Annotated in this window: 11 protein-coding genes and 1 pseudogene; 10 read left to right on the top strand and 2 right to left on the bottom strand. The window is 41.5% G+C overall.

Features of this window, described 5'->3' with window-relative positions:
- The first annotated feature begins 26 nt into the window (after nt 1-26).
- The 8 genes and pseudogenes from ACLGGR_RS02700 to ACLGGR_RS02665 all read left to right on the top strand — a co-directional run bounded on the left by ACLGGR_RS02700 (nt 27) and on the right by ACLGGR_RS02665 (nt 7,286).
- Nucleotides 27-293: a phosphocarrier protein HPr gene (locus ACLGGR_RS02700; RefSeq protein WP_003211078.1), complete on the top strand. Its 267-nt coding sequence runs from the start codon at nt 27-29 to the stop codon at nt 291-293.
- Entirely contained in the window at nt 293-2,011 is a 1,719-nt protein-coding gene (gene ptsP / locus ACLGGR_RS02695; RefSeq protein ID WP_142944648.1) for a phosphoenolpyruvate--protein phosphotransferase, read from the top strand. The genes ACLGGR_RS02700 and ptsP overlap by 1 nt, the downstream gene beginning before the upstream one ends.
- 115 nt (nt 2,012-2,126) lie before the next feature.
- Nucleotides 2,127-2,354 carry a splAB operon transcriptional regulator SplA gene (splA, locus tag ACLGGR_RS02690; RefSeq protein WP_410972444.1) on the top strand — a complete coding sequence of 76 codons (228 nt, stop codon included), beginning with the start codon at nt 2,127-2,129 and terminating at the stop codon, nt 2,352-2,354.
- 82 nt (nt 2,355-2,436) lie between these two features.
- Nucleotides 2,437-3,465, top strand: coding sequence for a spore photoproduct lyase (splB, locus tag ACLGGR_RS02685; RefSeq protein WP_410972443.1), 1,029 nt, complete (start codon nt 2,437-2,439; stop codon nt 3,463-3,465).
- Nucleotides 3,466-3,579: 114 nt separating this feature from the next.
- Nucleotides 3,580-4,602: pseudogene (locus ACLGGR_RS02680) on the top strand (cache domain-containing protein); the annotation flags it as partial.
- Entirely contained in the window at nt 4,594-5,541 is a 948-nt protein-coding gene (locus ACLGGR_RS02675) for a methyl-accepting chemotaxis protein (RefSeq protein WP_369810468.1), read from the top strand. The pseudogene ACLGGR_RS02680 and the gene ACLGGR_RS02675, both read left to right, overlap by 9 nt.
- A 73-nt stretch (nt 5,542-5,614) precedes the next feature.
- Complete coding sequence (locus ACLGGR_RS02670; RefSeq protein ID WP_142944651.1) at nt 5,615-6,400, top strand: SDR family oxidoreductase; 786 nt, start codon at nt 5,615-5,617, stop codon at nt 6,398-6,400.
- Between the two features lie 13 nt (nt 6,401-6,413).
- Nucleotides 6,414-7,286 carry an NAD(P)-dependent oxidoreductase gene (locus tag ACLGGR_RS02665; protein WP_410972442.1) on the top strand — a complete coding sequence of 291 codons (873 nt, stop codon included), beginning with the start codon at nt 6,414-6,416 and terminating at the stop codon, nt 7,284-7,286.
- 109 nt (nt 7,287-7,395) lie between these two features.
- On the opposite strand, the gene ACLGGR_RS02660 is transcribed toward ACLGGR_RS02665, so the two are convergent.
- Nucleotides 7,396-8,196 (bottom strand): CAP domain-containing protein, encoded by an 801-nt coding sequence (locus ACLGGR_RS02660; protein WP_142944653.1) that lies wholly within the window; start codon nt 8,194-8,196, stop codon nt 7,396-7,398.
- A 337-nt stretch (nt 8,197-8,533) separates the two neighbouring features.
- Here ACLGGR_RS02660 and ACLGGR_RS02655 point away from each other — a divergent pair, with 337 nt between their 5' ends.
- Together ACLGGR_RS02655 and ACLGGR_RS02650 are read left to right on the top strand one after the other, a co-directional pair.
- Nucleotides 8,534-10,660 carry a peptidoglycan D,D-transpeptidase FtsI family protein gene (locus tag ACLGGR_RS02655; protein WP_323647083.1) on the top strand — a complete coding sequence of 709 codons (2,127 nt, stop codon included), beginning with the start codon at nt 8,534-8,536 and terminating at the stop codon, nt 10,658-10,660.
- Nucleotides 10,661-10,816: 156 nt separating this feature from the next.
- Nucleotides 10,817-12,646, top strand: a complete 1,830-nt coding sequence (locus ACLGGR_RS02650) for a PAS domain-containing protein (RefSeq protein ID WP_410972441.1) — start codon at nt 10,817-10,819, stop codon at nt 12,644-12,646.
- 25 nt (nt 12,647-12,671) lie between these two features.
- Here ACLGGR_RS02650 and ACLGGR_RS02645 read toward each other — a convergent pair whose 3' ends face one another.
- On the bottom strand, nt 12,672-13,841 hold the full coding sequence (locus ACLGGR_RS02645; RefSeq protein ID WP_142944656.1) for an aminotransferase A: 1,170 nt from the start codon (nt 13,839-13,841) through the stop codon (nt 12,672-12,674).
- Between the last annotated feature and the right edge of the window lie 239 nt (nt 13,842-14,080).

Raw genomic sequence — 14,080 nt, 5'->3', positions numbered from 1 at the left:
ATTGTATAAAAAGGAGATTGATAAAAATGGCTCAACAAACATTCAAAGTAACTGCAGATTCTGGAATTCACGCACGTCCTGCAACAGTTCTTGTACAAACTGCTAGTAAATATGATGCTGATATCAACTTAGAATATAATGGTAAAACAGTGAACCTGAAATCTATTATGGGTGTAATGTCTCTAGGAATTGCGAAAGGTGCTACAATCACAATCTCTGCTTCTGGTTCTGATGAAAATGATGCACTTGCTGCGCTTAAAGACACAATGAAAAGTGAAGGCCTAGGCGAGTAATGCAACAACTGAAAGGAATCGGTGCTTCAGCAGGCGTTGCGATTGCAAAAGCATATCGTCTGGAAGAACCAGATTTAACAGTTCACCAAAAAGACATCAACGATCCAGAGACAGAAGTGAAGCGTTTTGAAGAAGCAATTCATGTTTCTAAACAAGAACTTGAAGCAATTAAAGAACATGCGCTAAAAGAGCTTGGCCAAGACAAAGCAGATATCTTTTCTGCCCACCTTCTTGTGTTAAGTGATCCAGAGCTGCTTAACCCAGTAAAGGATAAAATCAAATCTGATAAAGTAAATGCTGAATTTGCTTTAAAAGAAACAGCGACAATGTTTGTTACAATGTTCGAAGCAATGGACAATGAATACATGAAGGAACGTGCAGCGGATATTCGCGACGTAACTAAACGTGTGACTGGACATTTGCTGGGCGTTGACATTCCAAACCCAAGCATGATTTCTGAAGAAGTCATCATCATTGCTGAAGATTTAACACCTTCTGATACTGCTCAGCTGAACAGACAATTTGTCAAAGGGTTTGCGACAGATATCGGCGGTCGTACTTCTCACTCAGCGATCATGGCAAGATCTATGGAGATTCCAGCAGTTGTTGGGACAAAAGAAGCAACAAAAACGGTGAAAAACGATGATCTGATCATTGTGGATGGTATTACTGGAGACGTCATCATTCAGCCTTCTGAAGATGAAGTGAAAGCGTATCAAAAAAAGCATGAAGACTACTTAGCTCAAAAAGCGGAATGGGCGAAACTTGTTGACCAGCCAACGGTTACAAAAGACGGCGTTCACGTAGAGCTAGCTGCAAATATCGGAACACCTGAAGATGTAAAAGGTGTACTTGAAAATGGCGGCGAAGCAGTTGGATTGTACCGTACTGAATTTTTATACATGGGCAGAGACCAGCTTCCTACAGAAGAAGAGCAGTTCGATGCGTATAAAACAGTTTTAGAGAAGATGGAAGGCAAAGCAGTGGTTGTCCGCACACTAGATATTGGTGGCGATAAAGAACTTCCTTACTTGCAGCTTCCAAAAGAAATGAACCCGTTCCTTGGCTATAGAGCGATTCGCCTTTGCCTGGAAGAACAGGAGATTTTCAGAACACAACTACGCGCTTTACTTCGTGCAAGTACATATGGAAACTTGAAAATCATGTTCCCTATGATCGCGACGTTATCAGAATTTAGAGAAGCAAAAGCTATTTTACTTGAAGAAAAAGAAGCATTGGTTGCCGCTGGTACAGACGTTTCTGATTCCATTGAAATCGGAATGATGGTAGAAATTCCATCAACGGCTGTCATCGCAGACCAATTTGCAAAAGAAGTAGATTTCTTCAGTATTGGAACAAATGATTTGATTCAATACACAATGGCTGCTGATCGAATGAACGAACGAGTGTCTTATCTTTACCAGCCTTACAACCCAGCGATTTTACGTCTTATTACGCTTGTGATCGAAGCAGCGCATAAAGAGGGTAAATGGGTCGGCATGTGCGGTGAGATGGCAGGAGATGAAATCGCAATTCCGCTTCTACTTGGATTAGGATTAGATGAATTCTCAATGAGTGCAACATCCATTCTTCCAGCTAGAACGCAGCTAAGCAAACTTTCTAAGGAAGAAGCGGCATCATTTAAAGAGCATATTTTATCACTTAGCACGACAGAAGAAGTTGTTGATTTCGTCAAGAAAACGTTTCAACAGAACTAAGTGAATCAAAACCAGACAGGTGAAACTGTCTGGTTTTTTTGTCGAATTTTATCATATTGAGTCATATTGGTCAGTGAGAAGGGTACCCTATAATTAAAAAATGGAGGTGACCAGATTGCCTTTCTCAGATTATAAACCGGGTGATCAAGTATATGTGATTTATCGAAATCCACATGCTGCAAACGTAGCACAAATTAAAGAAGCAGAAATTGTTTCACATCCATACAACGAAGAAGAGCTTGCTCTTTTTTTACTTGAAACGTATCATCCACTAGCACCTGATGATGCTGTGTTTCCAACATATGAAGAAGCAGAATCTCTTTATCAAGACTTGTTTGAATAAGGGAGATTTTAGAAAGGATAAAAGCCATTCTGTGAGGTTAAAGTAACGGTAAGAAAACCTTAATGGTAAGGATGTGCTAAACATGATCAAACCTTTCGTTCCCCAGCTTGTTTACATTGAACCCCGGGCGTTAGAGTACCCGCTAGGACGAGAGCTGAAGGAAAAGTTCGAGGGTATGGGAATCGAAATAAGAGAAACGACCTCACACAACCAGGTAAGAAATATTCCGGGCAAAAATGATCTGCAAAAGTATCGTAACGCGAAGTCAACGCTTGTCATTGGTGTGAGAAAGACGTTGAAATTTGACTCGTCTAAACCATCTGCAGAGTATGCGATCCCATTTGCAACAGGATGTATGGGTCATTGTCATTATTGCTATTTGCAAACAACAATGGGAAGTAAGCCTTACATCCGAACGTACGTCAATGTGGAAGAAATATTAGATCAGGCTGAGCAGTACATGAACGAGCGAGCACCGGATATCACAAGATTTGAAGCGTCCTGTACGTCAGATATCGTAGGAATTGACCATTTGACACATACACTCAAACGAGCGATTGAATACTTCGGGCAGACCGACCTAGGAAAACTTCGCTTCGTCACGAAATTCCATCATGTCGATCATCTGTTAGATGCAAAGCATAACGGCCGGACAAGATTCCGTTTTAGTATCAATGCCGATTATGTCATTAAATATTTCGAGCCCGGCACATCACCGCTAGATCAGCGGATTGAAGCGGCTGTAAAGGTGGCAAAGGCAGGCTATCCTCTAGGCTTTATTATTGCCCCAATCTACATCCACGAAGGCTGGCAGGAAGGGTATAAATTTCTTTTTGAAAAGCTCGATGCAGCCCTTCCCGAAGATGTGAGAGGCGATATCACCTTTGAGATGATTCAGCATCGCTTTACAAAACCAGCAAAACGTGTGATTCAAAAAAACTATCCGAAATCAAAATTAGAATTAGACGAAGAAAAAAGAAGATACAAATGGGGAAGATATGGAATAGGAAAATATATCTATCAAAAAGATGAGGAACAGGAACTAAGAAAGACTTTAGAGTCATATATAGATCAGTACTTTCCTTCTGCAAAAATTGAATATTTTACTTAAACAAGCCTATATGGCTTGTTTTTTCTATTTAAATTTTCTTACAACTATTGAATGCGGTATCATTTTGCCGATATATAAATTAAGGTGTGAAAGTAGATGTAGGGGTGTGAGGAGATGTTTAAGAAACTTCAAGTGAGAATAGCTGTTTTCATCTCAGTTATTTTAATTTTAACCGTCGTGGCTGTTCAAGTGGGTTCCAACTTAGTATTAAGACCACTTATTGAACGAGATGCAAAAACCACCGCAGCAGCAACGGCAGAAAGCATGAAAGACATTATTACAGAAAAGCTTGATAATTACGGCAATACCATTAACAAAGTAGCAACAGGTAAAATGACTGAAGAATTTGCGCAAAAACAAACAAAGCAAACACTGGATTTTGAAAAAAGTGCACTAAAAAACTTGCAGGAACAGGATAAACTCATTTCGTTTGCCTATATTGGAACAACTGACGGCAAAATGCTCGGCTTCCCAGAGTTCGATCTTGGCGAAGGGTATGACCCATCTAAACAAGGCTGGTTTAAACAAGCAGCCGAAAATCCTGATCAGGTCGTTTGGACAGATCCATATGTTGATGAAGCAACGAAAAAAGTAATTGTTTCAGCCACGAAGGCGATTGTCAAAAATGGAAAGGTCATTGGGGTAGCAGGACTTGATTTGAAGCTATCCTCTATTCAAACTTATATAAATGAACAAGAGATTCCTTATAAGGGGACCGCTTTCTTAGTTGATGGCACAGGCACCCTTTTGGCGCATCCAACAGAGCAAGGAAAAAACATATCAAAGGTCGCCTCTGTGAAAAAAGCGCTTGACAACTCAGGTATTGATGACAGCAAAGAACTGACGGTCATATCTAAAATCAAAGAAGCCAATTGGACGGTTGGTGTCAGCTTTGAGAAAAGTAAACTGCTTTGGATCATAGAACAAATGAATCAAATAAGCATTATTATATCTGTCATTGCCATTATTCTTGCGATGATCCTCAGCTTCTTATTGGCAAGAAGTATCACTACGCCAATCAAGCGTCTAATAGAGCATGTGCGTAAGGTGTCAGAAGGTGATTTAACAAGTACGCTTGCAGTGAAATCCCAAGATGAAATTGGTTTCCTCACGAAAAGTATTAATCAAATGACCGAGGATATCAGGGAGTTAATTGAAAAAGTGAAAGGGGCTTCAGATCAAGTTGTGAAATCAGCAGATGAAGTGACCCACATTTCAAATGAGACCTTGCTGTCTAGCGAACAGATTGCAACGGCTATTCAAGAGGTGGCAACAGGAGCGACTAAGCAGGCATCAGATGCAGAAACGATTAATGAAAAATCAGAGCATTTGTATGAGAAAGTACGCCATATGGGTGAGCTTGCCACGCAAATGCAAACCAATTCAAAATCATCTGAAGATGCAAGCTATAAAGGGCTTGATGCACTTGGTGTGCTCGTCCAAAAATCAACACAAGCGAGTGAAGAATCGAAAAAGGTTGAGCAAATGCTGCTAGACCTTGAGCATAAAACGAAAAATATTGAAAACGTCGTGACTGCTATTTCTGAAATCTCGGATCAAACGAATTTACTTGCACTGAATGCAAGCATTGAAGCAGCGAGAGCAGGAGAAAGTGGACGAGGATTTGCTGTAGTTGCAGAAGAAGTGAGAAAGCTTGCTGAACAATCTGCGCAGTCAACAAAACACATTAGTGAAACCGTCAAACTCATTCAAGATGAATCGAAGAAAGCGGCTGAAGCGATGACAACAGCAAGTAAAATGAATGAGGAACAAGGTGCGGCCATCAATGCAACAGGTGAGGCACTCAGCAGCATCACAATGGAAATGCAGGCACTTGTCGGTTCAATCGACAGCATTCATACACAGATTAATGAAATGACAGAAGAACAGCAGAAGATGAGTGACTCCATTCAAAGCATTGCTGCCATTTCAGAAGAATCTGCTGCCTCAGCTGAGGAAGTGCATGCGTCTACAGATGAACAAGTTCAAGTGTTAGAAAGAACGAAAACCTCAACTGAAATGCTGAACGAATCAAGCCAGGCACTGCGTCAGGCGGTTGACCGATTTAAGGTGTAATGAGCGGAAAGGAACCTTGCGATGTGAGCAAGGTTCTTTTTGTATGATAAAATAAATTAGAGGAGGTGTTGACATGGATGTCAATCTATCTGGAAAAAAAGCATTGGTGGCTGCAAGCAGTCAAGGTATCGGAAAAGCGATTGCCTTTGCTCTAGCAAAAGAGGGAGCAGATGTGATGCTCTCGGGAAGACATGAACAGAAGCTGAAAGAAACAGTCAACGAGCTGTCTCCGCTTGTCAAAGGACAGCTGACTTATCAAGTATGTGATGTATCTGACGCCGGGCAAATCAAGGCGCTTGTTCAAGCGGCGGCTGGTGATGAGAAGTGTCTAGACATTCTTGTGAACAATACAGGCGGGCCTAAAACAGGAACGCTTGACACCTTAACAGATGAAGATTGGATCGAATCATTTCAGCTTCATTTACTCAGCTATATTCGATTATTAAAAGAGGCATTGCCTTATTTGAAAAAACGGGGCGCACGTGTGTTAAATATTGCGTCAATGTCAGTGAAAGAACCGATCCCGGGCTTGATGCTGTCGAATACATTTAGACCGGCCATTGCAGGCTGGACAAAAACAGCCGCTCAAGAGCTTGCAAAGGATGGTATTTTGATCAATACGTTAGCACCTGGAAAAATTGAAACAGACCGTGTGAAACAGCTGGAAAAGCACCGCGCACAAAAAGAGCATCGAACGGTTGAAGAAATCAAAGCACAGGCTGAACGAGCGATCCCGCTTGGCCGTTATGGACAGCCAGAGGAATTTGCAGCATATGCAGCGTTTCTTTTATCAGAAGCCAATACATATATGACAGGTCAAACACTCATCATTGATGGTGGATTGACAAAGTCTCTTTAAGGAGGAACAAGTGATGGCACAAATCAAAACAGTTGGTTTTATTGGAATCGGTGTAATGGGACGCAGTATGGCAGGACATTTAATGGATGCAGGCTATGAAGTTCTCGTTTATACAAGAACGAAAGCAAAAGCAGACGCATTGATTCAAAAAGGGGCATCATGGAAGCCAGAAGTAAAGGAGATTGCAGAGAGTGCAGATGCCGTCATCACAATGGTGGGGTATCCATCGGATGTAGAAGAAATCTACTTAGGTGAAAATGGGCTTGTGGCACATGCCGCGCCTGGTACATATCTCATTGATATGACGACATCGAAGCCCCAGCTTGCAAAAGAAATTGAGCTGAAAGCGAAAGAAAGAGGTGTATTTGCATTAGATGCACCTGTATCAGGCGGAGACATAGGAGCCAAAAATGGCGCGCTGGCCATTATGATCGGCGGAGAAAGGTCAGCCTATGAAGCCTGTCTGCCGCTATTTGAGCAAATGGGTGAAAACATTCAATATCAAGGACCGGCAGGAAGCGGTCAGCATACAAAAATGTGTAACCAAATTGCCATCGCAGCGGGGATGGTAGGTGTCGCAGAGGCAATGGCCTATGCCGAAAAATCAGGGCTTGATCCAGAGCAGGTGCTCAAAAGCATCACAACAGGTGCAGCCGGAAGCTGGTCCTTGTCAAACCTTGCACCAAGAATGCTGAAAGGCGATTTCGAGCCAGGGTTTTATGTGAAGCATTTTATCAAGGATATGGGCATTGCACTTGAAGAAGCAGAGCTGATGGGTGAAGAAATGCCAGGGCTCTCACTTGCGAAGTCACTTTATGAAAAGCTAAGCGAACAGGGCGAAGAAAATAGCGGAACCCAGAGTATCTATAAATTATGGGTCAAATAAAAAACTGCCCCGCCTAGGTGGGACAGATTGCAGCTTGTAAAAAAACTCGCATTGCTGAAAAAGAAGATAAACTAAAAACCTGTCCAAATAAGGACAGGTTTTTTTGATATTATTTTCCGATGAATTGCTGCGTCCAGTAGTTGCCAGATTTCACATAGCCAACACCGATATGTGTATAGCTTTTGTTTAAAATGTTTGCTCTGTGGCCTTCACTGTTCATCCATGCTGTCACAACTTCTTGAGGGGATCTTTGACCTTGTGCAATGTTTTCACCTGCTGATTTGTAAGTGATACCGAATTGCTTCATTTGATCAAATGGAGATCCATAAGTTGGGCTTGTATGAGAGAAATAGTTTTTATCTTTCATATCTTGAGATTTTGCACGAGCAGATTTGCTTAATTTAGAATCAACAGAAAGTGCCTTTAAGCCTTGTTTTGCACGCTCTTTATTTGTCAGCTCAACCACTTCTTTTTCAAATGCATTTAAGCTGCTGTCAGCTTTTGATGCCGTTGTGTCTTTTTGGTCAGCTTTTGTGCTGCTATTGTTGTTTGTGTTTTCTTTTGCTGGAGTGCTTGGTTTAGAAGCAGTTGGTTTTTTCACTGATTCTTGTTTTTGTTCTTGTTTTGCTTTGTTTACTTCTTTCACTACTTTTGTACCAGTAACAGGTTGACCGCTTTTGATCAGCTTGTTTAATAGAGCTTCGATCTCTTTTTGATTCGACTTGCTTAGCTTGTTTACATCAGAAGAGATATGTAATTTTGCTGCTAGTGTATGAAGATCAATGGCTTGATGCTGTACATTTATCACTTGTTTCAGGTTAAGCTCCTTCGCATCAGCTGAATGTCCTCCAGTGAATGTGATGAGTGCAGCAGCTGTCAGCGCTGAAAAAAAGAATGATTTCTTCTTCATATTGTAACTCCTCCTAAAATCTTTGTTTTGTTTTCTCACAAAAAATCATAACATGGACTTTTTGTTATAAACGTACCAGCATCCTCCATTGACAATGCCAGTTTGTCATTTTTGTTAAAGTCATAGTAAGAGCCGCTTTATATCAAAGGATAGGGAATTCTTCCATTTAAAGAAAACGACATAAACATACCAATATTTTAAAGTGTTAGTATATTTTTTTGTAGATTAGGGATTGACAGCTTTTTTTCACTCGTTTCGCTGTAACAACTATTACAAAAGTGTTACAATAATGAGTGGTAATTGTAAAAGATTGAAAAGGATGAGAGGAGCTACATAAGTGGGAGAGAAACAGCATCAAGGTGCTGCCGAGCAGAAAAAAATTAAGCGCCGGAACGCCTGGAGGATTAATCTCTTTTTCTTCGCTGTATTTAGTTTATTTGCTGGACTTGTGATCAAGCTTGGTGTGCTGCAAATCGTCAATGGTGAAGATTATAAAAAGCAAGCCAACCGAACAGAGGTCAAAACAGCATCATACCCGTCTCCAAGAGGAAAAATGTATGACGCGAGAGGAAGAGTCGTCGTAGATAACGAAAGTGTGCCTGCCATCGTTTATACATCAGAAAGCGGTGTGAAAGCGGAGGATAAGATTAAGGTAGCAAGAAAACTTGCGACTTATATAAAAATGGATACTGATTTTTTGAGAGAGCGTGACATTCGAGATTTTTGGCTGGCAAGCCATCCGAAAGAAGCGGATAAACTCATTTCAAAAGCGGAGAAAAAAGATATCGATGCAAAGGATGTCTATCCGCTACAAGTAGAGCGTGTCCCAAAGAAAGAAGTCAAGGCGATCGAAAAGGATGCAGAGGAAAAAGCAGTTGCAGCGATTTATCGAAGATTCACAGGCGGATATGCCTTTGAGCCTCAAATCGTGAAGGCAATGGACCCAAACGAAGAGAAAAAAGGGGACGAAAAAATTGCTTTACTCGATGAAACGAAAGAATCAAAACAGACTTCATCCGTGAGCTTGACATATGAAGAGATTTCACTTGTCTCAGAGCATCTTGATGAACTGCCTGGTGTGAACGTCATCAACGACTGGACAAGAAAATATCCGTATGAAAAGACCCTTTATAATGTACTTGGCGGTGTGACGACACCAGAGCAAGGAATCATTAAAGAACGTGAAGATTACTATATGGCAAGAGGCTACTCGCGAAATGACCGGGTAGGAAAGAGCTATTTAGAATATCAGTACGAGGACTTTCTAAATCCTGAGAAAGCGACCGTTCAATATACACAGGTTGGCGGGAAGCTGCTCGATGAAATCAAGCGGACAGAAGGACGAAGAGGACTTGATCTTGCGCTGACATTTGATATGGAGCTGCAAAAGGAAGTCGACAAAATCGTCGAATCAGAGCTTAGATCCGCCAGTGCGAGAAACTATATGATGGATCGTGCCTTTGTCGTCATGATGGACCCTCACACAGGGGATGTTCTCGCAATGTCGGGCAAGAAAATGGACGGTAGAGACGTCACAGATTATGCGATCGGAACATTTACGACCCAGTACGAAATGGGCTCTGTTGTCAAAGGAGCCACAGTACTTGGCGGTTATCAGGACGGGATGTCACACAACCAAGCCTATATGGATACACCGCTCTATTTTGCAGGAAGTAATGGAAAGGCGAAACAGTCTTACAAAGTTCTTGGATGGGTTAACGACATTCAGGCACTCCAAAAAAGTTCCAACGTTTACATGTTCCAAGTAGCGATGAGAATGGCGGGCATCACCTATCAAAAGGATGGTCCGTTACCTGCAAGACCAGAGCACTTACAAAAAATGAGAAACTACTATGCGCAATTCGGTCTTGGTGTGAAAACAGGGATCGATCTGCCGCAGGAATCAAGCGGGATGCAGACGCATCCTAAGACGGTCGGCGGACTCTTGCTTGATGAAGCAATTGGTCAGTATGACACGTATACACCGCTTCAAGTAGCACAATATATGTCGACGATCGCCAACGGAGGCAGTCGTATTCAGCCAAGAGTGGTGAAAAGCGTCCATCTTCCAACGAAGAAGGATGAAGTAGGCCCAGTCGTAAAAAAATATGAGCCGAAGGTGCTGAACACGATTAACAACTCAAAAGCAGATATTGACCGCGTAAAAACGGGACTGAAAATGGTCACCTCAACAGGCGGAACTGCCGCTGGCCGGTTTGGTCAGCATGATGTCGCAGGAAAAACGGGTACAGCGCAAACCTTCTACTATGGCGCCAACCGCAGCTGGTGGGGGAATGCCACGTACAATTTAACCTTTGGAGGATATTATCCTTCATCTAATCCAGAGGTGGCGTTTAGTGTCGTGACACCTTATGTCTCAGATAAAGATCCTGTTATTAAAAACATCCCGAGTAAAATTGTGGATAAGTACGTTGAATTACAAAAGAAATATGAAAAACAATAAACCGCAGGGAGCACAGCAGCAAAAAGTGCTCCCTTTTTGCTGAAAATATGGACGTTTCCCTCGATGACAGAAGGAAAATACGGGTTTTCTAGCGAATCTTTTTTATACATCAATCTAAGGACAACCCTAAAAAATGAAAAGGAGGGTCGGACGACGATGGAACAACAAATGAAAGATTCGAATCAATTGTATTCGAACATCGATTTACATGCCGTTCTTTCTTCTAATGGCCGCTTTCTCTACATTTCTTCCAACTGTAAGCAGCTTTTGCTCTATGAACAAAAGGATTTACTAGGGTGTTTTTTGAAAGACTTTGTTCATACCGAAGATCAATTTCTCGTCGAAAGTTATTTTTACAATCAGCACATGCTAGAGGTTTGCCACTTTAGACTGCTAAGAAGTGATCTGACAGCTGTATGGATTGAAGCAAGCATTGATTTTGTTGCTTGCGATGGGTTAGATAGCGAAGTAAGTAGAGAAATGATCCTGAAAATGAGGGTGCTGGATACTGAGCCCCAAAAAGCAGCATTTCAAGCAGCATCAAAAGTAGCAGAACAGTCGTTAGGCAGTCTGCCGGCTTTCCAAAATGTCAGTGAAGCTGAACAATTGATTGCCATGCTGCCCAATCCATTATGTATTACGACTTTAGGGAAAATTGTGTATGCGAATGATGCGATGCTGCAATTAATGGGGGTAAGTGCAAGAGATGACATGATCGGCAAGTCCGCGTTTGATTTTATTGCTGAAGAGTACCATGATATTGTCAGAAGCCGAATAACAAGGCTGCAGCAAGGCCTTCCAGTCGGAATGATTGAACAGATATGGAAGCGTAAAGATGGGAGCAGTATTCATATTGAGGTAAAGTCATCACCGACGATTTATCAAAATCAACGGGCAGAGCTTTTGCTGCTAGTCGATATCTCATCCCGTAAAAAATTCCAAACCGTTCTTCAAAAAAGCCGGGAGAGGTATCAGCTGCTCATTCAAAACTCCATTGATACGATTGCAGTTATCCATGACCACAAGTGGGTATTTATGAATGAATCAGGCATTAAATTATTTGAAGCCGAGCATTACGATAAATTAATAGGAAAGGATATCTTTCATCAAATCCATTCCTGTGATCAGCAAAAGGTCAAAAAGAGCTTATCACGTATTATTGAAAGAGCATCAGATTCTGAGATTGTCACGATGAGCTGTCATACGTTTAAACATAAGCTGATTTATACAGAAATGGTATGTATCCCAACTACATTTTTTGGAGAAACAGCGGTTCAAATTATTTTAAGAGATATATCCGAACGTAAACAGACAGAAGAGCTCATGCTCCGCTCTGAAAAATTATCGATCGCAGGTCAATTGGCAGCTGGCATTGCACATGAAATCAGAAACCCATTGACCGCCATCAAAGGCTTTTTGCAGCTCATCAAACCGAAAACAAAAGATCGCGATCAGTACTTTGAGATTGTTTTCTCTGAGCTGAGCCGAATAGAAATTATATTAAGTGAGCTGCTAATGCTGGCAAAACCACAGCAAACGGCATCGATGCAGACGCTTGATTTGAAAAAAATCATCAGCGAAGTCACAGCCTTGTTAGAAACACAAGCGAACTTAAATGGCATTTTAATGAACACAAGTGAGATAGAGGAAGGTCTTCTGATAAACGGAGATCAAAATCAGCTCAAGCAAGTGTTTATCAATTTAATCAAAAATGCCGTAGAATCCATGCCGGACGGTGGAAAGGTAGACATCATGGCCAAAGCAGAAAGTGATGGAATACTTGTCACCATTCGTGATGAAGGGGTCGGCATTCCTGAATCGGTGATGAAGCGGATTGGAGAGCCTTTTTTAACCACAAAGGAAAAAGGAACCGGACTTGGCCTCATGGTCACATTTAATATTTTAGAAAATCATAACGGGACGATTCGTGTAGATAGTCAGCCTGAAAAGGGCACCGTATTTCACATCATGTTTCCTGCAAAATAAAAACAACGGCAAGAGGGCCGTTGTTTCAATCTAGCGAATGAATGGAACGTTTTTCAAGTACAAATTGTTCTAACCGGTCAAGTCCTTCTTTCAGCGTTTCAAGTGAATAAGCATAAGACAGGCGCACATACCCTTCGCCGAGTGGAGAGAAAGCCGAGCCTGGTACGACCGCAAGTCTTGTACTTTCTAACAGCTCCATGCAAAAATCAAAGGAACTCATCCCAAACGATTCAATGGATGGAAAAATATAAAAAGCGCCAGAAGGTTTAATCACCGGAAGCCCCATAGAAATGAGCCGATCATATACATAATCGAGTCTTTTCTTATATTGCTCTCTCATGATTAGTGCATCATCCACACCATTTGTCACAGCTTCAAGTGCCGCCTTTTGTGAGACAGCCGAGGCACAAGACACGTTATATTGATGTACTTTTAATACATGTTTAGCAATTGGAGCTGAAGCAAATAAAAACCCAATTCTCCATCCAGTCATGCTATGAGATTTAGACAGTCCATTGATGACAATGGTCTGTTCTTTTAAGAAAGAGGCAATTGAATGATGCGGCCGGTCAAATGTCAGCTCGCTGTAGATTTCATCGGATAAGATAAAGATGTCTTTTCCTTCAAGGAGCTGGGCAATTTCTTTCAATTCTTCTTCTGAAAGTGTGACACCAGTTGGGTTTGAAGGGTAAGGAAGAACCACACACTTTGTCTTTTCCGTTAACGCATCCTCAATCAGCTTGGCATTCAATTTAAAGCCAGCATTCGTTGTGTCGATATGTACGGGCATGGCACCACACATTCGAATGATCGGTTCATAGCCAGGGTATACAGGTCCAGGTAAAATGACCTCGTCGCCTTCTGTCAAAATGGTGCGAAACGCAGCATCAATTGCTTGACTTGCGCCTGTCGTCACAATGATTTCTGACTCTGCATCATAATCAAGATTCACTTTCTTCTTGATATAATGCTGGATCGCTTGTCTTAGCTCTAGGAAACCAGCATTGTGAGTGTATGAGGTGAAATTCTCATCAATGGCTGTTTTGGCAGCTGTTTTGACATGATGCGGCGTATAAAAATCGGGCTGGCCTATCGTCAATGAAACGACATCCTCATATGACGATACGAGATTTGAAAATGTTCGAATGCCTGAAATTTCAATATCCTTTACTCTTGGATTCAGCAAATGCTCCATTTCTCATCACCTTAAAAATTTATGTTTTTATCCTATTTTACCATTCACTGCATAAATGTCACCTGCGAAAGGCACTGGATATCGTTATATGTAGTCTATTCTCCTATCCATCACCGCATGAGTGATATATTGAAGAAAGAGCAACATTTATTATAGCGTAACCTCAAGAGAAAATACAGGCTGTGATAAAGATGATTAGAAAACGTCAAAACTGCGTAAACTGAAAGAACGTGAGAATC

Origin of the sequence: Bacillus sp. BD48 (assembly GCF_046566805.1) — a bacterium.
In the GTDB taxonomy this organism is placed as follows: Bacteria; Bacillota; Bacilli; order Bacillales; family Bacillaceae; genus Bacillus; species Bacillus safensis.
Note: the sequence above shows the minus strand (reverse complement) of the source record. Positions and strands in the feature narration are given on the sequence as shown.